This is a genomic window from Dorea sp. AGR2135, assembly GCF_000420885.1.
GTDB lineage: Bacteria > Bacillota > Clostridia > Lachnospirales > Lachnospiraceae > Dorea > Dorea formicigenerans.
Map to the genome: position 1 here is coordinate 187,745 of NZ_ATVU01000004.1, position 22,785 is coordinate 210,529.

Here is a 22,785-nt window from a genome sequence, read left to right on the forward strand (position 1 = left end):
AAAATCTAACTCTCCTCATTGATATTTCGTTTGAAACCGATATACGTCGCAATCCAATAAATACCATAGATAAAGAAGAAAATCGCCAAACCACCAGCAAAATAGAACAGGTAGATAAATTCATTTGCCAAAAGAACGTTATAAACATTGTTAAGTGAAGCTAACATACAGAAACTTGCAATAACCGAATAAACAACTGGAATTCCAAATAATATCAATAATTGTTTTTTGATTGTCTTAAACAATGACTTGTCATTTACTCCTAATCTTCGCAAAGTCTGATAGCGATATTTGTATTTAGTAGCATCACTTAAAGATTGCACAGCAAGAATTGTTCCCACAGCAGAGATTAAAATAAAAGCAATATATAAACAGATACTTGCCATGATAGCAGTCATAGTATTTTGTTCTTCTATAACAGTACCTCTTACTGATACTCTATAATATTCATTATGAGTTGTCCCGTCTTCATCTTCTACCACCAATAAATGCTTTAATTCTGTATCTATCTTTTCTTTTAATTTTGCAGTCGTTTCTTCTTTTGTATCAACAATTAAATGTTCTTCTGATATTTCTAATCCCTGCACATATTCATCAGGAACAATGACTGTAAATCTTCCTGTATTATTCATACTGTACCAAAAAGATTTTGTATCAATCCCTTTTAAGCGAAGTTCATTGTTAGCAAATTGAATGGTCTGCATATCAGCATTATCTTCAACTTTGTATAATAGTTGACTATCAGTTACAAGGAAATACTCATCTTCTGTTAATTCAACAGTATTCATATTTCGTAATTTCAATAATCTGTTATAATCACTTAACTTCATTACTGGGTCATAATCATAAAACTGCACATCGTAATAATCTTGTATTTGATGTTTAGGTTCTTTATAAACATTATATTCAATGGTTTCCTTGATTGTATAATCTTCATCTATAACATCAAGATATTCTTTATAATCATCAAAAGGTTGTGTCCAATCAAAAACTTCTACATCATAAGGAGAGGTTAATTCAATGCTCGTCTGATATAAACCTTTATAGATACTGGAAAAATTCAGACATAGCAAGGAAAGTAATATCAGCATAGAAAGCGTTCCGAATGTAAAACTCATTGTTCTTGCCTTCGACGCAAAAGTTCTTGTTACAAATAGGTTGTCATTTTGATATTTCATTTTTTTACTTTTTAGTAGAATTGATAATAACATATCCGCACAAGTTGCAGAAATACCATAAATACTGATTATTAACATAATCACGCAAATCATTAAATAAGTCATAGTTGACTCATCACTGAAATTTTCAAAACTGCAACGTGAGTTCCAAAGCAGAAGTGAGGAAACCCCCAGTACAGCACTAACCATAAAGATAATGTTTCTTTTTTTATTATTACGGAACATTTTCTTTTCATTCTGTTTATCAAAGTAAAGAAAATCATGTACCGTCATTTTTCTTATTCTTCGTAAAAGGTTAAGTAAAACCAATACATATATTGCCAAAAAGTAAATTACAAGTAACCCTACGGAAAAAAGGTTTAATGAAATGAATATAACCTCTGGAATACCTAATAATTTTACAATGACTAATGACACAAACTGGCTAAACAGAAAACCAAGTGGAATAGCTAGTATAAGTGCTAAAAAGCCTAATAATATATTCTCCATGACAAGTAGACGTGCAACTTCTTTTTTCTTTATCCCAAGAAGCATATATGTTCCAAATTCTTTACTTCGTTTCTCAAACATGAACCTTGTCGTATAGTTAATCAAGAAACACACAACAAATACAATAATGATATTTACAAAAGTTAGAACATTCTTGAATGAGTCCATACCAGATGATAGCTTTACAACTTCATCAGAACTTGCTATAAGATTAAATGCCAGTATGAGTGAAAATGAAATTGTAATGGTTATCAGATAAATCAAATAATCCTTTAAATTTCTTTTTGTATTTCTAACCGCCAATTTACCTAACATTTCCCACTTCACCTCCGAGCAAGGTTAATATATCCAGTATTTCATTGAAGAAATCTTTTCTGCTTTTTTCCCCTCTGAAAATTTCATTGAATAGCTTACCGTCTTTCAAGAACAAAATACGTTTACAAAAAGACGCACTAAACGGGTCATGTGTTACCATTAAAATAGTAGCCTGCATTTTCTTATTGATGTCAGACATTGTTTCCAGTAACAATCTGGAAGATTTTGAGTCCAAAGCTCCCGTCGGTTCGTCGGCTAAAATCAGCTTTGGTTCATTGATTAAAGCTCTTGCACAAGCACAACGCTGTTTTTGTCCGCCCGAAACTTCGTAAGGAAATTTTGATAAAATATCACGAATACCCAATTTATCAGCGATAGCATGAACCCTTTTCTCAATATCAGCAGGGTTCTGTTTGTTGATTACCAATGACAAAGAAATGTTTTCTTCAATCGTTAAAGTATCTAAAAGGTTGAAATCTTGAAAAATGAACCCTAGATTTTCACGTCTGAAATCAGCAAAATCTTTATCTTTGATTTTGGTAATATCTTGATTGTTGACTGTAATGTGTCCGCTGGTTACAGTATCAATCGTAGAGATACAGTTTAATAGGGTAGTCTTTCCAGAACCACTAGCTCCCATTATTGCGACAAATTCGCCCTTGTCTACATACATAGAAATACCGTCTACTGCCTTTGTGATATTTCCAGAGTTACCCCCGTAGTATTTTTTTACTTGCTCTAAATTTAAAATGTGTTCCATTAAAAATCGCTCCTTTCTTCCTGCCACATTTATTTGTTTTGGAATACAATTAAATTATAGCAAGGGCAGTATTCAATTACACTTACAGTTTTGAAAGTAAACAGAGAATAAAAGAGCCGTGATAATGCAGATCACAATTCTGTGAAGCATTTCCACGACCCTTTTATTATAATTTTACCTTTGTCTTTTTCGTAATGGTATAAATGTATTCCTCTGGTGTAGGGCGTTTATTTCCAAAATACTTTTTAAAATTTGCCTGCACTTTTGGGTCGTTACTGTTCATAGCTTCATCAATCGTTGCTTCAATATCCGCCCGAACATCAGCCAATGATACACCGCCAGCTTTTGCACCAGCTTTCAATGCTTTTTTTATATCTTGCTTTTTAAGTCCTAGCATAGTATTTCCTCATCACAATTTATCGAATGTTTTAAAAATGTTTTTCAAAATGTTTATATAGAACAATTCCTAAAAAAGTTTGTAGTAGAAATAAACCAAATATAATTCCTATAATCCATGCTTCCACATGAAGTAATGCAAGGACAAAAGCAACAAACAAGTACACAAAAGTCATTAACTGATACACTAAAGAACCAGCTTTCATTCTTAAAAATATTTTTCTTTCATCAACACTATTGATGTGATTTTCTCTATTTATACTTTCCAACTTTTCTTTATTTTTTGGCATTTCATAATAACAGATTTTAAATAATTGAATACATGAAGCAAAAGCTAAACCAAGCCCTATTGCATAAAAAAGTGTAGAGTAATAGTCAGTATCAATAACGAAATATCCAAAACATATAAAGATTATGCCTATAATAATTTCAATGATAAATGGTAATTTTTTCTTCATTTATTTTTCCTCTCCTATATAGAACTAAAGACTTATAGCAAATCAATATACCTTTAGCTCACATTTTTTTCTCAATCATATTGCTAACTATAATTAAAACAATCGGTTGTACGGCAATAATCACTCCCGTAATAATTGCTGGAATTAAATAATCAAATGAAATAAATATAACTGTTGCAATACTTAATAGTACCATAGTAATCATATTCGTGATATTTCCCGACTTTTCTTTAATTGATATATTGCGTTCGTCCATTACATTTACTTTGTAATCTATATCATTTTTCATCATTTTGTTATGCAAAAGTTGTATATGAGAAGCAGTCCGTAAAGGTTGGTGTTATCGCCCGTTTTGGGACTGTCGCTAGGTCTGCTAGGCTTTTCTGGTGTCTGTGGTGTTTCGGGTTTCTCTGGTTCTTCTGGGACTTCTGGCTTTCCCTTAAAGGTAATCGTCTGTCCCTTATCTTCAATATTCTTATGCTCGGTAACTTTCTTCGGTTCGTCTGGATTGCTGAAATCGTACAATTCTTCAAAAGTTACAAGCTGTTTTCCGTCAAGGGAAGTAGCGTCAAAGGTAAAGGCAACTTCCACTTTCATAGTTTCGCTGTCAGCAGTAAATGTATAATCATTTTCCACACGCTTTCCATTGATTAGAAGTTCGGCATTTTCTTCTTTCAACATCTGCCAGCCCACAAGTTTGTACTGTGTACCGACTTCTAAGCCCTCTAAGGTTACGGTATCAAGGATTGTTACCTCTTTTCCTGCTTCAAGCTCTTTGTTGCCGTCCTTATCGGTAGCAGTCGTATGAATTTTGATGATACGCTCTGTAATCAATACGGTTTGCCCGTCGTCCTCAATGTCCTTGTGTTCCGCAACTTTTACGGGTTCTTCTGGATTGCTTAAATCGTATAATTCCTCGAATGTTACCAGATTTTTACCGCCAAGCTCGGACGCATTGAATGTATAAGCAATTTCCACGTTCATAGCTTCATCATCAGCGACAAAGGTATAGTCGTTTTCTACACGCTTTCCGTCAATGATAAACTCGGCATTTTCTTCTTTCAGCATTTGCCAGCCTACAAGCTGATATTTTGTGCCTTTCTTCAAACCGTCTAATTTGACTGTATCAACGATTGTTACCTCTTTTCCTGCAAGGATAGTCTTTTCGCCGTCCTTGCTGGTCGCTGTGGTATGGATAGAGATTTCTTTTTCGTATTCATCAGTCAGCGTTCCTAAATCAATCACAAGATTATTTCTTGATACCACGATTTCAAATGGTGGGATAAGCTCAAAACCTTTGTTGCTTTCACATTTCAATTCTTCAATGATGTAAGTATCGTAAGGCAACGCACCCTTGCTGTCGTCTGGTTCAGAAGTCCCAAACCATACACCGTCCTCGCTGGTCTTGCCTGCGTTGGTATTGTGCTTATGGGAAGCCCAGTCAGCAGAAGTGGAGAATTGCCCGTTATCATCAGTTACCACAACATGACTTTCCCCAGTCGTCTTGCTTGTGATCCTAAACGGAACATCAGCAAGACGCTTGTGTGTGCCTGCACCGATTTTTACGCCCTCAATATCCCCACGCTTAATCTGATTATAGATAGAATGGGCTTCGTCGGTTAAGTCCACGATTTTTCCATTTTCTGTGATTGTAAAATCAATCGGTTTTGCACCGTCAGTTAAGTAACCGTCGGGAGCTTCACTTTCAACGATACGGAATTCTCCATAAGGTAAAAGGTCAGCAGAAGTAGAAGCGATACCCTCAAGGTCTGTATGGATTGTTTTTACCACTTCATTTTTCTTGTATAGCTTTCCCTCAACTAAAACAGAATTATCATTTAAGGAAATGATGTCAAAGGCAGTATCTTTCAAAGTGGCACTTCCTTGTGGCTTTGTATCGCCCGTTTCTAAATCTCGTTTCTGAATTTTCACACCGCCACGGATAACCTTGTCTGATACGGAAAACTGGTTACTTCCAGATAGTACGGCAAGGTCGCCGTCCTCGGTAATCTGTGTAAGGTATAAGCCCTTAATCTGTTCGGACTTATCGCCAGCCTGCATATATGCACCGTCTAATAAATAGCCATTTGGTGCTTTTGTTTCCTCAATGGTTAGCGTCCCAAGTGGAAGAACGGCTTTTCCGTCCTGCATATAGAAGCTGTCGCCAGATACCTTGTAAGCGTCCGCTAATTTTGTGATGTAGTGGGTTGTCCCGTCGCTGTATGTTTCAGTAATTGTCTTTGTAACCCATGTTCTTGTAGCTTCGGCAGGGAGATTGTCTTTATTATAGAAGCCTGCATAATACTTCCATGTAAATTCCGCACCTGCTAGAAAAGCGTTCCCCTGCGGATTGTCTTTCTGTGTTTCCATATCTATTTTGAAAAGCTCAATCAAAGTGTCTGTTACTTTCGGTGTATCAGATACTTTTAAGGTCGCTGTTTCGCCAGCTTTGATTGTCAATGGATAGACTGTTTTATCCACTTTATATCCTGCTGGTGCGGATAATTCCTTGATATAAACTGTGCCAGCCGTTACCTCTACAACGCCCGTATTTCCGTTTTCATCAGTCGTAAGGGTGGCAAGCTGTTTTGTGCAGTCCTTATCAGAAAAGACATCGTAGGTTGCACCAGTGATTGAGTAATTCCCGTTACCGTCTGTAATGCTGGCATTACTGGAAGTCTTTTGCAGTTTCGCATTTCCGACATTCAGTTTCGCCCAGAATTGCCCTAATTCCTGCCCCTCGCCAGAGTAGATATAACCGCCACATTCATAGCGTCCTTTATTCTCTTTGACAAAGGCTTTTACACCAGCAAAAACTTCGTCCTGCGTTGCCTTTGGAATTTCATCATAAGAAGCTCGCACGTTATCGCATTGCCAGCCAAGATGTACGCTCAATCTCTGCCAAACAACACATTGTTCCAACAGATAGACTTGCTTGTAGTTCAGTTCCTTGTGAGCTTCGCTATACTGTTTGACATACTCTAAGGATAACGCCACATCTGAAATCTGGTCGGCACTCATGCGTGAACTTGGGTCAGCTCTGGTCTTGTAGCCATTCTTAAAATCTGTGTTAATGTCAATACAATAGGCAGTTTCGCCCTCAACTTTCATCATGCCCTCATTGAATGTAGAACCGATAGAACCGTCATTCATTACTTTTTCAATGATACCGACACGCTCTGCACTTTCCGTCCAGTATTGCTTGTTTTCTGCATGAACGGGTGTAGTTGGTAAAGCAGTAACGACAGTTGCAAGAGCTAAGAAGCCCGTACACAATCGTTTTAACATCTTTTTCATAAATCTAATGCTCCTTTCATTTTGGGTAATAAAATAGCCGTCCAATAAGAACGGCTGGAAATAGAAAAGGAACGTCATGTTAGGCGTTCCATATCTATAAAATATTCAATTTTTTATACTGATGTGTTATTCATCAAATATCAAATTAAGGTTATTTGACACCAATTTTGACACCAATTTTTTGTATATTGACGATTTTTGATGAAATGTGATAAATTCATAAAACCCGTGAAAAGCCTGTAAATAGGCACTTTACGGCACTCTATGAACTAAGACAAAAGCTACGCTGTAATAACAAGAGGTGAGTGCTAATTATTTTGTGAAAAATCTGTGAACTGTTTTTTTGGATAAAAATAAGAGGTTGTGGCACTGAATTTTCAATGCTGTAACCTCTTATTTTCAATGTTAATATTTTTTTGCTGCTTTTCCAACATATTCTTTTGTGTCCATGTTTTCAAATCCCTTTCGTTTTCAGATGAATTTCATTATACAGTATTTTATTCGACAGAACAATATGATTATACTGAATACATCGCAGAAATACACTGCTTTCTACACTAGATAAAAGGTGTGATTTATGATAAAATGAATCAATACGGCAAAAGATAAATCAAGAATAGCCGGGATTAATTTAAAGCCAGGGCATAGAGGCTTTGGGCGTGAGAAAGGGAAAGCCTGATCTGCAATAAGAGCAGATCAGAGGTAAAAGAGAGATGGAAACACAAAAGAACAAAAGAAGCACCTTTTCGGGGAAGATAGGTTTCGTACTGTCTGCGGCGGGTGCATCAGTAGGATTGGGAAATATTTGGAGATTCCCGTATCTTGCAGCAAAGTATGGTGGAGGAATTTTTCTTCTTATTTATATTTTGCTCGCATTGACATTCGGTTACACAATGATTGTTGCCGAATCAGCTTTGGGACGTATGACAAGAAAAAGTCCTGTAGGAGCATTTAAAGCATTTGGAAAGAAAGCGGGGTGGCTCTCCTTTGGAGGCTGGATCAATGCAATCATTCCAGTGCTGATCGTACCATATTATTCCGTGATCGGAGGCTGGGTCATTAAGTATCTGATTGAGTATGTGAAGGGAAATGGTACAAAACTGGCGGCAGATGGATATTTTTCTGAATTCATTTCAAATGGAGCATCGACAGAAATCTGTTTTGTAATTTTCTGTATGTTCACATTGTCGATCATCTATGCAGGTGTGAGAAATGGAATCGAAAGAGTTTCAAAGTTCATGATGCCGATTTTGGTCGTTCTGTCTGTCATTATTGCGATTTATTCGGTGACAAGACCAGGAGCTATGGCAGGAGTGAAATATTTTCTCGTGCCGAATCTGAAGAACTTTTCATGGATGACGGTTGTGACAGCTATGGGACAGATGTTCTATTCCCTGTCTATTGCTATGGGTATTCTGATTACATTTGGCTCTTATATGAAAAAAGACAGTTCCATTGAAGATTCTACAAGAAATGTAGAAGTATTCGATACAGCAATTGCAATTATGGCAGGACTTATGATTATTCCGGCAGTTTTTGCATTTTCCGGAGGAGATCCGGATACACTGCAGGCAGGTCCGGCATTGATGTTCATTACAATCCCGAAAGTATTTGCAAATATGGGATTTGGAACAGTTGTAGGAATTTTATTCTTCCTGTTGGTATTATTTGCAGCAGTGACAAGTTCTATTGCGCTGACAGAAAGTGCAGTTTCAACCTTTGAAGATGAGATTGGCTGGAGCCGAAGAAAATCTACAGCCGTAATCGGAATTATAATGATTGCCCTTGGAACATTATCCTGTCTTGGATATGGACCGCTGGCATTTGTAGAAATCATTGGAATGCAGTTCCTGGATTTCTTTGATTTCCTGACAAATTCAGTGATGATGCCAATCGCAGCTATGATGACAAGTATATTTGTATCAAAAGTAGTTGGCATAGACCGCATAGAAGAGGAAATCAGACATGGGGAAGCTGCGTTCCGCAGAAAGAAGATATTTGTAGTCATGATTAAATATCTCTGCCCGATTTTTGCTATGATTATTCTGGCAAGTTCCGTGGCAAACGCATTTGGCTGGATTTCCATGTAAATATGTAATTTATATACCATAAAATCATCCCTGGCAGGTACACGCGTGATAGTATCTGCTATGGGATTATTTTATTTTGAGGAGAATTCTATTTTCACATAAAAGAAATGCTTGGCAGGTTAAATCCACATAGATTACAGACCAGTATTATGGTATGATAAAATAAGCTTAACAAATCAAGAAAGTACGTAAGAAAAGGAGCACTTTACTATGGGAATTGACTGGGAAGAAATATTGGATATAGAAGGCGCAGATATGACAGAGGTTTACAATGAGAATATACCGGAAGAGGATTCTAAGTATTATGGACTAGTAGTAGAAAATCATTATTCAGGATCAGGGGATACTGTTGGGGCATATATTTATAGCATAATGTGGCACTTTAACCAAGCTGTAGCTTCCTGGTGTTATCGCGGTCTAACACATGTGTTAGAGAGAGATACCGAGGGCCAGTACCAGTAATCCTACTAAGTAAAAGCCCCCACGGTAAATGTAATTCTTTTGCATTAAGCTAATTTTTCTCCAGTTAACATCTCATAGCTCTGTAAGTATTTGTCGATTGTTTTCTCGACGATTTCATCCGGAAGGGTCCAGTCATTATCCGGATTTGCTTTCAGCCAGTCACGGGCGAACTGCTTGTCGAAGGACGGCTGTCCATGACCCGGCTCATAACTATCTGCTGGCCAGAAACGGGAGCTGTCTGGTGTGAGCATCTCGTCACCAAGTACCATGTTACCGTTCTCATCAAGACCGAATTCAAATTTTGTATCAGCAATGATGATACCGCGTGTCAGTGCGTAGTCCGCACATTTCTTATAAAGAGCGATGGTGTAATCGCGAAGCTTCTTGGCATACTCTTCGCCTTTTCCAGGGAAGTATTTTTCAAGATGAGCAATGCTCTGCTCATAGGAAATATTCTCGTCGTGGTCACCAATCTCAGCTTTTGTAGATGGTGTGTAGATTGGTTCTGGAAGTTTGTCGGACTCTTTTAATCCTTCCGGAAGAGTGATTCCGCAGACTGTTCCATTTTCTTTATAGCTTGCCCATCCGCTTCCTGTAATGTATCCGCGGACAATGCACTCGATTGGAAGCATTTCAAGCTTGCGGCACATCATACTGTTGCCATCGAACTCTGGTTTCTGGAAGAACTCAGGCATATCTTTTACATCAGTAGAGATCATATGGTTTGGAATAATGTCTTTTGTCAGATTGAACCAGAACTTGGACATCTGAGTTAGAACAGTTCCTTTTTTTGTAACGACGTTATTAAGAATCACATCAAAACAGCTGATGCGGTCCGTAGCAACCATAATCAGGCTGTCACCGTTATCATAGATTTCACGTACTTTTCCTTCTTTGATTGGTTTCATCTTAATACCTCACTATTATCAATAATTTTATTCGGGTTATCCTGGCGTGGTTTATATCGCCTACTTATAAGTTAAGCAGATTTTATTACAAAAAACAATAGCTAATTGCTTCAAAACATGAAAATTCATGCTGTTTTATAAGGATTATAAAACAATATTGTAAGCATTTATAAACGCAGCTTATCTAATGAGACATATTTTTCAACAATCGATAGTTGATATTCCGCTTGTTAGAAAAACAGCAGGTCAGAGCATGTCATCGGAGTGGGAACCAAAGTATAACTTCAAAGACTCCGGATACATTTTCAGAGGCGAAGGCTGAACTTGTTTTCTGAGAAATGTTATGGGTTCCCGGGCTGTCTGATGATGTTTTCTTTGTCAGAAGCATTTCGCCGTCCATCATCTGCATCATCCGCTGGACATTACGAAGTCCGATATTGCTGCTTCCGACATCAGAATGTTCTTGCTTGATTGCATTGGAAACAGTCACAGTAAAGCGCTGTTTACGGACGGAACTGCGGATGATGACCGGAGTTCCTTTGTCTCCATATTTTAAAATATTAGAGAACAGATTGGTAAAAATGCGATTGATCATTGTTTTGTCGCTGAGCAGAATACCAGTCACTTCTGGAATTTTAACATTTGTCGTAAATCCGGCCAGACTAATGAAATCGCAATTTTCCTGAATACATTGAAAAATGTAATCGGTAGACAGCCAGGACATGTCAGGAGTTTCCTGCTCTTCGGAAACAAGGGCGTAACTGAACATTTGATCCGTCAGTTCTTTAATATCGGAAGCTTTTTTCAGACACCGGTCCAGATAATCCTCCTGCTTTTCAGGAGTTCTTCCAAGCTTTAATACTTCCAGATATCCGGTCAGAATTGTAAGTGGCGTCCGTAAATCATGGGAGAGTGCTGTGATCAGATCCTGATTTGCTTTTCGGCTTTCTTGCTCACGGACAATATTTTCATTTAAAGAGATACGAAGATGATTCAACTCATTTGCCAAAATGCCAATTTCATCTTTACTATATTGCGGAACCGGGTGGGTCAGATCCCCTGTGGACATCAGCAAAATTTCCTGCTCCAGAGCCAGTACTTCGCGCATCTTCCGGTTCATGAAGAACAGGACGATTCCAAGAAAGACCAGGACACTTAAAAGTAGCGAAAGAAACATATAAGGGTAAATGAAAAGGGCACGCTGGTAATTGGCAACAACGACTTGAGCTTTTCCGTTTTGAAATTGGAGATACCCTTGACGAAAATCTTCCCCTTCCCCATCAGTTAACCTGTATCCAAGATCGAAAAAAGTCCGGAAACCGGAATGCTTTTCGTCCATAATTTTTGCATATTGTCCTGTAATATAAAGGCCATCCTCCTGTTCGTAAAGATAAATGCTTGTGTATTTATCTGCCAGATCTAGAAGGGGTTTAATTGCTTTTGCGGCAGATTCATCGTCTGAGGATTCTGGAAGTGATAAATTTTGTGCAGTTTCGTCCAATTTCGTCCAGAAATCTTCGTCATCAATCTGGGACTGTAAAATTTCAAAATTGCCTGTCCAGTTTACCAGAGTCCATTTATTTAGCCAAAGCAGTTCGAATAATGTTGCAGAAATCGTCAGAGCCAGAAGCAAGATCAAAAGAAAACGGTTCTGTAATTTCATGGTACTGAATTTTTTTTTCATGTTGTTACCTCATTGTTACTGAATGAAAATTATTAGTCGCAACGATACCCTTTTCCCCAGACTGTTTTAATTAGTTCAGGATTACCGGGATTATCCTCCACTTTGGAGCGTAAGTTTCGAATATGTACGGTGACAGTATTATTTGCACCGTAGTAATAAGGCTCCTGCCAGACAGACTCAAAAAGACGCTGGGCAGAAAATGTCTGGTGGCGGTTCGCGACCAGCAGTTCCAACATGGAGTATTCCGTTTCTGTAAGGTCTAAAAGCTGCCCATTTTTATGAACCTCCCGGACAGTCTGGTTTATTTCCAGATCATGAAAGAGCAGGATACGATGCCTGGAGTCAGAAGCATTCGATGTACTAGATATTGGATCAGCAGTCGGATTAACAGAAGCACTATTGACACTTTGATTGCCGCTTTCATTTTTCCCTTTGTATACCTGGTAACGCCGAATCAATGCCTTGCTCCGGCTGATCAGTTCGTTGTAGGAAAATGGTTTTGCCAGATAATCATCACCACCACTGGAAAAGCCAAGTGTCTTATCGCTTTCCTTTGTGCGGGCACTTAAAAACAGAATTGGCGCATTGCTCAGTTCCCGGATTTTCCGGCATGTCTGATAGCCATTTGGCCCCGGCATCATAATATCCAGAATAATCAGGTCGAAATCCTGCTGCTCAATGAGTGTAAGTGCCTGCGCCCCATTTGCCGCTTCAGATACTTCGAAACCTTCCCCACCAAGCAGCACATTTATAATTTCCCGGATTTCCGGGTTGTCATCTACGATTAAAATACAAGTCTTATCCATAGAAATAACTCCTTTCGATAGATCTATTATACAGGAGTTTAGAAAAAATAAAAAATCTTCTTAAGAAACTTTAAGATTTAATTAGGCATTTTCTTAAGGGATGAGTGTTAAACTTTGGGCATACTGAATGATAAAGCAGAGATGATGAGTAGTGTCTTCTGCAGGGACTGAATTTATGGAGGTATGCAAAATGGACAGAATCAGTATTGTGGTTCCGTGTTTTAACGAAGAGGAAGCGTTGCCGGTGTATTATCGGGAGATGAAGCGCGTCATGGGCGAGCTGTCAGAGATTTCCTTTGAGATCCTTTTCGTGGACGATGGTTCCAGCGACAAGACTTTAGAAATATTGAAACAATTAAATGCAAAAGATGGAAGATGTGAATATTTATCTTTCTCCAGAAACTTTGGAAAAGAAGCAGCTATATACGCGGGGCTTAAACATGCAAGTGGAGACTATGTGGCAACGATGGACGTAGATCTCCAGGATCCACCTGGACTTCTTCCGGAAATGTATCGTATTTTGAAGGAAGAACCTTATGACAGTGTTGCAACAAGACGTGCCACCAGAACCGGAGAGCCAAAAATCCGCTCCTTCTTATCTGAGTCATTTTATAAGTTTATTAACAGCATTTCCAAGACAGAAATTGTCAATGGTGCAAGAGATTATCGGCTGATGAAACGGATTATGGTGGACGCCGTATTGGAAATGAGTGAATATAATCGTTTCTCGAAGGGAATTTTCGGCTGGGTCGGATTCCGTACAAAATGGCTGGAATTCCAAAACGTGGAGCGTTCGGCAGGAGAAACAAAATGGTCTCTTCGGAAACTATTTTCTTATTCGCTGGAAGGAATTACCGGATTTTCAGTAGCACCTTTGTCCCTGGCATCTGTTATGGGAGTAGGGTTCTGCGTGTTGGCATTTATTATGATTGCAGTAATCATAGTACGGACATTAATTTGGGGCGATCCGGTTGCAGGCTGGCCGTCAATGGTATGTATTATCTTTTTGGTGAGCGGGGTTCAACTGTTCTGTCTTGGAATCGTGGGAGAGTATCTGGCTAAGACATATCTGGAGACGAAGCACCGTCCGATATTTATATTGAAAGAAAGTAAAGTTCAGACGGCAGGAAAAGCAGCAGGAGACAGCTTTGTGGGAAGCGGTGTGAATGCTGTAATGCGAGAAAAGAAATCCGGGGAGGAATCTCATGAAGACAAGACAGTCAAAGCGTCTGCATAATCAAAATGTTGGAACAACAAAGCCGGTGCATCTGCATAATAATGAAGAAACAACGATGTCAAAATATCTGTATTATGCAGGGTATGTAATACTTGCAGCACTGACATTATTTTTCTGCTGGATGTTTTGCCTCAGATGGGGAGTATTTGGATCGAAGGTGGACTGGATCAGCCAGCACAGTGTTATTCCGGATTATTTCAGAAAACAGTTTTATGAGACGGGAAATCTATTCCCGGAATTCGCTATGAACCTGGGCGGAGGACAGAACATATATAATTATTCATATTATGGACTTTACAGTCCGTTATTTTTGTTGTCCTACGCATTGCCTTTTGTGAAAATGTCTACGTATGTTATTGTTATGGAAATGCTATGCTTGATGGCTTCGGTGCTTTTATTGTATCTGTGGCTGAATCGAAAAGGATTTGGCAGAGCTGTCAGCTTCGCTGTGGCTGTTATTTTTTTGCTGACGGGGCCTATGATCTGCCAGTCCTACAGCCAGATTATGTTTGTTAATTACATGCCATTTTTAATCCTGGCTATGATGGGCGTGGACAGATACTTTGAAAAAAGGCGTTCAGGGCTTTTGGCAGGCAGTACATTTCTTATGATCATGACCAGCTTTTACTTCAGTATCGGAGGAATGCTGGCGTTGGTAATCTATGGAATTCATTGTTACGGACGAAAACTGGAAGGAAAAAATGAGCGTGCCACAGTAAAAGGGTTTCTGTGCGAGGGCGTGAGATTTCTTCTGCCTATGATTTTTGCAGTACTGGCAAGCGGAGTCCTTCTTGTGCCGACAGCCCTTGCATTGATTGGAAGAAGTTCCGGTGAATCTTCCGGAGGCAGCGCGAATGCAGAAAGTCTGTCGGTATTGCTTGGAAGTGGAAATGCAACAAAAATCCTGAAAGGACTTTTCTTTCCACAACTTAGATTGTCAGGAGTTTTTTATTCACCGTATGGTCTGGGATTCGGAACGTTGATGCTGACGGTGCTTGTTGCGACCATGTTCAGGCGAAGATGGAGTGACAGCGTAATGGCGTGGATCATTGCCATTGTCGCAGGCGTGCCGGTTTTTGTATACATTTTAAATGGGGGACTTTATCTGAGGGACAAGGCACTGATCCCGTTAATTCCGCTTTTTTGCTATATGCTTGCCATGTATTTAAAGAAGGTGAGCTGTGAAGAGTTTTCGTGGGGCGGCTGTATTCCATATGTTGTCACGATGGAACTTATCTATATAGGAAGAAACCAGGAAGGAATGGGAAATCTGTGGCCATTTTTGATGACAGAATCTCAGATTATGTTTGGTTGTTATCTTGCAATAGGTGTGATAAAAGAAGTGTGGAGAAAACGAAGGAAGACAACCTGGAGAATTAGAGGAACAGTTTTAATTTTAGCAGGTTCTATGGCGGTATTTCTGGCAGTATTTGATAATCAGTATGCCAAAGAAAAACAGGAGATGCTGGATACAACATTTTATAAACAGGTAACAGATTCTAAAATCACAGATGCAATTCAGACAGCAACCGATGAGGCAAAAAAAGATGGAGGATTTTACCGGACAGTCCAGCTTGGCAATGACGATGAAAATGCAGCAAATTTAAATCGTGTGTGGAACACAGATCAGTACATTTCTTCCATCTATTCTTCTTCCTATAATAAGACCTACCAGAATTTTAGAAAGGATACATTTGGGCTGGAACAGCCTTACCGGAATTTCCTGATGCAGTCTGAGGAGTCAAATCCGATTTATGCGAGATTCATGGGCGAAAAATACATTGTTACAAAGTCTAAGATGAAAGGTGTCAGGCTTCTTGGAAAGTCGGGGGAGTGGAAGATTTATGAAAATGAAAGTGCAGCTTCGATCATCTATGGAACAAGCCAGGTTATGAGTGAGAAAAATTATGATAAGTTGGACTATCCATATAATCAGACAACGCTTCTTCAGAAGGCAGTTGTGCCGGAGAGTGCCACGAAGCAGACGGACAGTATAGAGGCGGTGGACAATTTGCACAACGCAGTACTGCAATTTGGGGAAAACTCCTGTATTTCCGAGACAGACGGTGGATATCATATTTTTGCCAAAAAGGATACAAAAGTAAAAGCAGAGATTGTGAGCCAGATAGACATAAATTCAGTGAATACAGTGAATGCCGGTGAAAACACAAACGTTGCGAATGAAACAAAAACAGATTCTGGTAACAGAGTTTTATTGCTTCGGTTCAAGGTCAAGAATCTGAAACCCTCAAAAGATCTGACAATCTGGGTGGATGGCAATCGTAATAAACTGAGCGCTAAGCAGCGGGTCTATTATAATGATAACACAACGTTTACTTATGCAGTGGCACTTGAGGGTGATGAAAATCAGGTAGAGGTTACATTTAGCAAAGGAAAATATAATCTGTCTGATGTGGAAGCATATATAGCACCGTTGCCGGGAACAGAGCTTTACGAATCAGAGTTTTTACAAAATAGCACAAAGACAAAGGGAAACGTAATTGCCGGAAATCTGACAATGCAAAAGTCAGGATATCTGATTACTTCGATTCCATACGATTCCGGATTCAAAATTCAGGTTGATGGAAAAAATGTAAAAAGTGAGAAAGTAAATACAGCGTTCCTTGGCTGTAAGATGAAGGCAGGAGAGCATAACATTGTCATCACATACCATGCACCGGGGATGGCAGCAGGAAAAGTGATGTCCTTTGTCGGAATGATGGGATTTCTTATTTTATCTGTGTTAGAACATAGAGAATTACAAAAGAAAACAAAGCAGAATATGTGAGAAAATCTAAGGGAAAAAAGGAAAAAAATGAAAATTGAGGGTTCCTGACTGGTTGACACAAAAAAATGAAAGTGGTAAATTTAAAAGAGAAGTTAGCGAGTGCTAAATACGTCAGATGAGCCTGAAATCATTTGACCGACACCGCCAGTGAGTCTCGAATCATATAGGAAAGAGGGAATCTAACATGGGAAGATATTATCGTTTATCTAAGAAAATCACAGATGATATGGCAACCGCAATTTTGAACGAGATTAATGAACTGGAAAATGTTCAGACAGCAAGAATCACAGAAGATAATAAGTATCTGTTCGTGGACACGAAGGATCAGCAGTATCCAGAGGTTATGACACGTGCATTGAATATCTGTAGCCGTCTGGGTGGCAAATGCGAACTTTCATTTGCAGGTTTTGAAGGTGGATTCCAACCATAAGGTGTAAGAAAAAATATAAAAATCCGGATTTGCGTAATATCACATGGTTAGTGAGGACTGCGAAAAATCCGGATTTTTTGATTTTGTTGTTTTTTATTAACGGTTATTTCGTTCATGCAGCTTATACAGAACAATTAGTTGTTCTCATTATCTGAGAGGTACTTTTTTAAAGCGGAAAAACTCTCTGAGCTGATGACATGCTCAATCTTACATGCATCTTCAGCGGCAGTTTCCGGATCCACCCCAATTGAAGTCAGAAAACTTGTCAGGAATGTGTGACGTTCGTAAATTTTCCCGGCAATTGCCATACCACTGTCTGTCAGGTTGATATAACCATTTTCATCAACAGTAATATAATTATTTAATCGAAGATTCTTCATTGCAACACTGACACTCGGCTTAGAAAAAGAAAGCTCATGTGCAATATCAATTGACCTGACATTTCCAAGTCTGTTTTTCAGAACCAGTATTGTTTCCAGATAATCTTCTGCAGATTCACGTATTACCATAATAAACACCTCGCTTTGCGGTAAAATAATCCCCTGTCCGTTGGAATTATATTAGAAATTATATCATAAAATGGGAAGTTGTTCAATTTCTATTGGAGGAATTGAACTGATAATAAATTTCAAGAAATTTCTCACTGACGGAAACCATGAGAATTTTTCTTCCGGGAAACGACCGGGGATTTTACAATTTGTTTTATGAGGCATTCGAGTATGGTCAGGCACATTTTTTTAAAGCAGTATTTTGAGGTAAAAAAAGAAACAGAAGTAATCTGATCATAAAGCCGATGCAGGATTTTTGAATCCTGTATCGGCTTCGTTGATTCCATAGAGATTTGAAGAAATTTATTTGTTGTAATTCATCAGTGTTTTGATGTCTTCTTCCGGCGTGGTGATAGGTGCTATACCGTAATTTTCTACCAGAAAATTCAAAATATTAGGAGACAAAAATGCCGGAAGAGAAGGACCAAGACGAATGTTCTTGATACCCAGGTGTAAAAGTGTTAACAGGATGCAGACGGCCTTCTGTTCGTACCAGGAGAGAACGAAGGAAAGCGGAAGTTCATTTACGGAGCATCCAAATGCATCTGCAAGTGCTACAGCAACCTGAATCGCACCATAAGCATCATTACACTGCCCCATATCCATCAGTCGCGGCAGACCACCGATTTCTCCAAGATCGAGATCGTTGAAACGGAATTTTCCGCATGCCAGAGTAAGGACAATACTGTCAGAAGGTGTCTGTTTTACAAATTCTGTGTAATAGTTTCGTCCAGGTTTAGCACCATCACAGCCGGCAACCAGAAAGAAATGACGGATTGCACCTGATTTTACTGCTTCAATTACAGTGTTTGCATGGGACAGGATGGCTGCATGACCAAAACCGGTTGTCACTTTTGTACCGCCATTGATGCCGGTGAGTACCTGATCTTCCTTGTAACCACCAAGTTCCAGCGCTTTTTCAATAACCGGCGTAAAATCTTTCTTCTCATCAATATGAACAGCACCGGGGAAGGCAACCGTTTCTGTTGTAAATACTCTGTCAGCATAACTGCTTTTTGGCGGCATCAGACAGTTGGTGGTGTAGAGAATCGGAGCTGGAAGATGATCAAATTCTTTTTGCTGATTCTGCCATGCGGTTCCAAAATTCCCTTTTAAGTGTGAGAATTTTTTTAAGAGTGGATAGGCATGGGCAGGGAGCATTTCACCATGAGTATAGATGTTGATTCCTTTTCCCTTTGTCTGTTCAAGTAAAAGCTGCAGGTCTTTCAAATCATGTCCGGTTACAACAATAAATGGTCCCTTTTCTATTGTAAGTGTAACATTGGTTGGTTCTGGTGTCCCATAGGTTTCTGTATTTGCCTTATCAAGAAGTGCCATACACTTCAGGTTGATTTCTCCTACTTTTAGTACTGTAGGAAGCAGTGCATCTGCACTTTCTTCATAACCAATCTTAAATAATGCTTCACAGAAGAAGCGATTCACTTCAGTATCTTCATAATTCAGAACATTTGCATGATAGGCATAGGCAGCCATTCCACGAATTCCGAAAAGAATCAGAGATTTCAAAGAGCGTATATCTTCGTTGGCATTCCACAGCTGTTGCATATCGTATTCGTCTGTTTTACCGTAAGGTGATTGACATTTGCTGCAGTCAGGAACCAGTCTTTCTTTTTCAGCTCGGACTTTTTGTATCATGTTTTCAATTGAGACATCGTCAAAATTTACATTTGTAACTGTGGTAAACAGCCCTTCAATTATGACCTGTCCGGTTCTTTTGGAAATAGCTGTTGTACTATCGACAGCTCTTGCAAGACCAATCAAGGCACCCGTCAGTTCATCCTGTAATCTGGCTGTATCTGCCTTTTTTCCACAGACCCCGGCATTTCCTGTACATCCGGCGCATCCGACGGTCTGCTCACACTGAAAGCAAAACATTTTCTTATCCATTATTGTATTCTCCTTTTTTATTCCATAATTTTCCCATCAATACTTATCGTTATAACCTGCCATGGTAAGAATTTTCCACTATCCTGAAGCGCTTTTTTTGCTGCTATCTCCAGACCACCACAGCAAGGAACTTCCATCCTTACGATGGTTACACTTTGAATGTTGTTATTTTGAATAATTGCAGTCAATTTCTCGCTATAATCTACCTGATCTAATTTAGGACAGCCGATTAATGTTACCTTATTCCGAATAAAATCCTGATGAAAGCTTGCATATGCATAAGCAGTACAATCGGCTGCGATTAATAGTTTTGCGCCGTCAAAATATGGTGCACTTACAGGTGCCAGTTTAATCTGTACTGGCCAGTTCTGAAGTTTTGATAGCTGCTCTACGCTTGGAGTTGATTTTATGGTTTCAGGTGTTTCGGATCGCTGAATCTGCATACTTCTAGAACCAGGACAGCCGGTGTGTGTAGACATTGCCTGATTTTTGGCAAATACTTTTTTCTGCGCTTCTTTTACGGCTTCTTCATCATATGCAGGAGCCTCTCTTTCTTCAAAAGAAATGGCACCTGTAGGACATTCCGGGAGACAATCACCAAGCCCGTCACAGAAATGTTCTCTTACCAATTCTGCTTTTCCGTTAATGATGTCAATGGCACCTTCATGACAGGCATCTGCACAGGCACCGCATCCATTACATTTTTCTTTATCAATTCGAATAATCTTTCTTATCATTTTTACCCTCCGTCTATAGCATAAAATTTTTATTTCTGTTAGAATCATAGTATAATAAATGCAACTTGTATGTTTGATTTCCAACAGGAGGAACAATTTTGAAAAAATTTTTACCCATTTTAAGGAACAGTCCTTTCTTTAAAGGTCTTACGGATGACGAGATATTATCCATATTGCACTGTGTAGAGGCAACAACAGTTTCAAAAGAGAGAGATTCTTATATTTTCAGAGCAGCAGATTCTACAGAAGTAATGGGACTTGTGGTGTCAGGCTGTGTTCTTGTTATCCAGGAAGACCTTTGGGGGCATCGAAATATTTTATCAAAATGTCATGCCGGTGATTTTTTCGGAGAACCATATGCGGCAAGTCCGGGTGCTGTTTTGAATATCAGTGTGGTAGCAGATGAGGACTGTGAAATTATTTTCCTAAATGTTCAGAAGCTTCTGGTTACTTGTCCAACTGCATGCGAGCATCATCAGAAGTTGATTCGTAACCTGGTCAGTGTCCTGGCAAATAAGATACTGATCTTGAACGATAAGATCACACATGTTGGCAAGCGAACGACAAGAGATAAACTATTGTCATATCTGTCAGCCGAATCCATCAGACATTCATCTTTATCCTTTGATATTCCTTTTGACCGGCAGCAGTTAGCAGATTATCTTTGTATTGACCGTGCAGCAATGTCTACGGAGATATCAAAGTTACAAAAAGAAGGTTTTATAAAAACAAATCGAAAGCATTTTGAATTAATGGTTTCTAATGATATGGATTCAACAAGGAAAATGTGATGGATATCAAGGGAAATATAGGATTAATTTGAGAATTATTATAATGTGCAAGAGGAGGAAATTTTAGATGATAAATAAATTACATTTAGCAATGATTGAGTTATATAGAGGAGATTCAAAGAGAATTCAACATTTTTGTAAAGTGCATAGTTATGCAAAATTGATAGCAGAAACGGAAAATGTAGATAAGAAATGTTTGTTTACCATTGAAGCAGCAGCTTTGACACATGATATTGGAATTCATTTCTGTGAAGAAAAATATGGTGATTGCAATGGAAAACTACAAGAAAAAGAAGGTCCTGCAATAGCAGAAAAGCTGCTTAGAAAATTAGAATTTGAACAAGAGGTATCGGAGCGGGTGCAGTATTTGATTGCACATCATCATACGTATAATAATATTGATGGTATAGATTATCAGATATTGGTAGAGGCTGATTTCCTGGTGAATATTATGGAAGATGGTTTATCGAAAGAAGCGGCTTTAAAAGCCTATCATAATATTTTCAAAACATCATGTGGAAAAATGATTTGCAGGGAAATGTTTGATATAACAAGATAGAGCGTGATAAACGAACAGTAGATAAATGTTTTGCAGAAGAATGAGAATGGATGGAGGTAAAAATGATTATCAGAAAAGCGAAAGAAAAAGATATTCCGAGAATTTTAGAGTTATTAGAGCAAGTGTTACAAATTCATGCAGATATAAGGCCTGATATTTTTATTCCGGGCACGACCAAATATACGATAGACGAATTGAGAGAGCTTTTGAAACATAAAGAAAAGCCAATATATGTTGCGGTGGATGAGGATGATGTTTGTGTAGGGTATGCATTTTGTCAATTACAAGAGCAGCCTTTTTCAAACAACATGGTTCCGTTTAAGACGTTTTTTATTGATGATCTTTGTGTCAGTCAAGAGGTTCGAGGTCAGCATGTTGGCGAAAGTCTGTTTGAATATGTAAAAAATGAAGCGAAACAGATAGGGTGCTATGAAGTGACATTGAATGTATGGGCGGGAAATACTTCAGCAGAGAAATTTTATGAAAAAATGGGAATGCGAACGAAAGAAAGACAAATGGAATATATATTGGTAGAAAAATAATATGCAGAAATAGAAAACATGGAAATAAGACTATTACGATATTTTTTCGAATGATCATATACAAACGCTGCAGATTCTTGCTGACGCAGCAAAATATGATGTGGCATGTACATCAAGCGGGCTGCCGACTTATACGATGGAGAAGATGTGCGAGACGTTATTGTTGCTTCGGACGAGCTGATTGCATCAGCAGGATATCTTGCAGATCGTATCAGTGTTAATCTTGAAATAAGGCTACCGCAATCCCACTGGCTTTAGACGGTGGGTTAAGGTAGCCAAAAATCAGAAATTATTGTATACTCATGGCATGGGAACATGGAAATCTAAAAACAGACACAAATACCTATTACAATATCACATTATTTTTGTCTGTAAATATAGGAAGAAATTACTGGTTTCGAG

General features: G+C 38.7%; 20 protein-coding genes and 2 pseudogenes. 10 read left to right on the forward strand and 12 right to left on the reverse strand.

Features of this window, described 5'->3' with window-relative positions; all coding sequences use genetic code 11:
• Positions 1–5 precede the first annotated feature (5 nt).
• The 6 genes from G593_RS0104620 to G593_RS0104645 form a co-directional block, all read right to left on the reverse strand.
• A complete protein-coding gene (locus G593_RS0104620) occupies positions 6–1,982 on the reverse strand; it encodes an ABC transporter permease (protein ID WP_029730929.1) in 1,977 nt (658 codons plus the stop codon).
• Positions 1,972–2,742 carry an ABC transporter ATP-binding protein gene (locus tag G593_RS0104625; RefSeq protein ID WP_029730930.1) on the reverse strand — a complete coding sequence of 257 codons (771 nt, stop codon included), beginning with the start codon at positions 2,740–2,742 and terminating at the stop codon, positions 1,972–1,974. Before G593_RS0104625 ends, G593_RS0104620 begins: the two co-directional genes overlap by 11 nt.
• Before the next feature lie 166 nt (positions 2,743–2,908).
• Entirely contained in the window at positions 2,909–3,139 is a 231-nt protein-coding gene (locus G593_RS0104630; RefSeq protein WP_029730931.1) for a hypothetical protein, read from the reverse strand.
• A gap of 31 nt (positions 3,140–3,170) precedes the next feature.
• Complete coding sequence (locus G593_RS0104635) at positions 3,171–3,596, reverse strand: hypothetical protein (protein WP_029730932.1); 426 nt, start codon at positions 3,594–3,596, stop codon at positions 3,171–3,173.
• Between the two features lie 58 nt (positions 3,597–3,654).
• Entirely contained in the window at positions 3,655–3,801 is a 147-nt protein-coding gene (locus G593_RS20710) for a hypothetical protein (RefSeq protein WP_242827032.1), read from the reverse strand.
• A gap of 83 nt (positions 3,802–3,884) precedes the next feature.
• Complete coding sequence (locus tag G593_RS0104645) at positions 3,885–6,893, reverse strand: SrtB-anchored collagen-binding adhesin (RefSeq protein WP_044994036.1); 3,009 nt, start codon at positions 6,891–6,893, stop codon at positions 3,885–3,887.
• A 713-nt stretch (positions 6,894–7,606) separates the two neighbouring features.
• Between G593_RS0104645 and G593_RS0104650 the strand changes: the two genes are divergently transcribed.
• Positions 7,607–8,983 carry a sodium-dependent transporter gene (locus tag G593_RS0104650; protein ID WP_022279731.1) on the forward strand — a complete coding sequence of 459 codons (1,377 nt, stop codon included), beginning with the start codon at positions 7,607–7,609 and terminating at the stop codon, positions 8,981–8,983.
• 210 nt (positions 8,984–9,193) lie between these two features.
• Positions 9,194–9,445: a hypothetical protein gene (locus G593_RS0104655; RefSeq protein ID WP_029730935.1), complete on the forward strand. Its 252-nt coding sequence runs from the start codon at positions 9,194–9,196 to the stop codon at positions 9,443–9,445.
• A gap of 44 nt (positions 9,446–9,489) precedes the next feature.
• On the opposite strand, the gene G593_RS0104660 is transcribed toward G593_RS0104655, so the two are convergent.
• The 3 genes from G593_RS0104660 to G593_RS0104670 all read right to left on the reverse strand — a co-directional run bounded on the left by G593_RS0104660 (position 9,490) and on the right by G593_RS0104670 (position 12,843).
• Positions 9,490–10,353, reverse strand: a complete 864-nt coding sequence (locus G593_RS0104660; RefSeq protein WP_005341341.1) for a phosphoribosylaminoimidazolesuccinocarboxamide synthase — start codon at positions 10,351–10,353, stop codon at positions 9,490–9,492.
• Positions 10,354–10,609: 256 nt separating this feature from the next.
• Positions 10,610–12,037 (reverse strand): HAMP domain-containing sensor histidine kinase, encoded by a 1,428-nt coding sequence (locus tag G593_RS0104665; protein ID WP_029730936.1) that lies wholly within the window; start codon positions 12,035–12,037, stop codon positions 10,610–10,612.
• A 32-nt stretch (positions 12,038–12,069) separates the two neighbouring features.
• Positions 12,070–12,843: a response regulator transcription factor gene (locus tag G593_RS0104670; protein WP_005341346.1), complete on the reverse strand. Its 774-nt coding sequence runs from the start codon at positions 12,841–12,843 to the stop codon at positions 12,070–12,072.
• Between the two features lie 190 nt (positions 12,844–13,033).
• Here G593_RS0104670 and G593_RS0104675 point away from each other — a divergent pair, with 190 nt between their 5' ends.
• The 3 genes from G593_RS0104675 (at position 13,034) to G593_RS0104685 (ending at position 17,298) form a co-directional block, all read left to right on the forward strand.
• Entirely contained in the window at positions 13,034–14,080 is a 1,047-nt protein-coding gene (locus tag G593_RS0104675; RefSeq protein ID WP_044994039.1) for a glycosyltransferase family 2 protein, read from the forward strand.
• Complete coding sequence (locus G593_RS0104680) at positions 14,049–16,868, forward strand: YfhO family protein (RefSeq protein WP_049946459.1); 2,820 nt, start codon at positions 14,049–14,051, stop codon at positions 16,866–16,868. The genes G593_RS0104675 and G593_RS0104680 overlap by 32 nt, the downstream gene beginning before the upstream one ends.
• A gap of 184 nt (positions 16,869–17,052) precedes the next feature.
• Complete coding sequence (locus G593_RS0104685) at positions 17,053–17,298, forward strand: hypothetical protein (RefSeq protein WP_005330927.1); 246 nt, start codon at positions 17,053–17,055, stop codon at positions 17,296–17,298.
• Positions 17,299–17,432: 134 nt separating this feature from the next.
• Here G593_RS0104685 and G593_RS0104690 read toward each other — a convergent pair whose 3' ends face one another.
• From G593_RS0104690 to G593_RS0104700, 3 genes are all read right to left on the reverse strand, one after another.
• Complete coding sequence (locus G593_RS0104690) at positions 17,433–17,807, reverse strand: metal-dependent transcriptional regulator (RefSeq protein ID WP_029730939.1); 375 nt, start codon at positions 17,805–17,807, stop codon at positions 17,433–17,435.
• Positions 17,808–18,149: 342 nt separating this feature from the next.
• Positions 18,150–19,754 carry a hydroxylamine reductase gene (hcp, locus tag G593_RS0104695; RefSeq protein WP_029730940.1) on the reverse strand — a complete coding sequence of 535 codons (1,605 nt, stop codon included), beginning with the start codon at positions 19,752–19,754 and terminating at the stop codon, positions 18,150–18,152.
• Positions 19,755–19,771: 17 nt separating this feature from the next.
• The gene (locus tag G593_RS0104700) at positions 19,772–20,491 is read right to left on the reverse strand and encodes a 4Fe-4S binding protein (RefSeq protein WP_029730941.1); all 720 of its coding nucleotides are present in this window, start codon (positions 20,489–20,491) and stop codon (positions 19,772–19,774) included.
• Positions 20,492–20,589: 98 nt separating this feature from the next.
• On the opposite strand from G593_RS0104700, the gene G593_RS0104705 reads away from it, so the two are divergent.
• The 5 genes and pseudogenes from G593_RS0104705 to G593_RS21710 form a co-directional block, all read left to right on the forward strand.
• Entirely contained in the window at positions 20,590–21,282 is a 693-nt protein-coding gene (locus tag G593_RS0104705; protein WP_005341358.1) for a Crp/Fnr family transcriptional regulator, read from the forward strand.
• Between the two features lie 67 nt (positions 21,283–21,349).
• Positions 21,350–21,841 carry an HD domain-containing protein gene (locus G593_RS0104710; RefSeq protein WP_029730942.1) on the forward strand — a complete coding sequence of 164 codons (492 nt, stop codon included), beginning with the start codon at positions 21,350–21,352 and terminating at the stop codon, positions 21,839–21,841.
• A gap of 62 nt (positions 21,842–21,903) precedes the next feature.
• The gene (locus tag G593_RS0104715; RefSeq protein WP_022279769.1) at positions 21,904–22,383 is read left to right on the forward strand and encodes a GNAT family N-acetyltransferase; all 480 of its coding nucleotides are present in this window, start codon (positions 21,904–21,906) and stop codon (positions 22,381–22,383) included.
• A gap of 40 nt (positions 22,384–22,423) precedes the next feature.
• Positions 22,424–22,614 (forward strand): annotated as a pseudogene (locus tag G593_RS20055) (hypothetical protein); the annotation flags it as partial.
• Positions 22,615–22,690: 76 nt separating this feature from the next.
• Positions 22,691–22,785 (forward strand): annotated as a pseudogene (locus tag G593_RS21710) (IS200/IS605 family transposase); the annotation flags it as partial.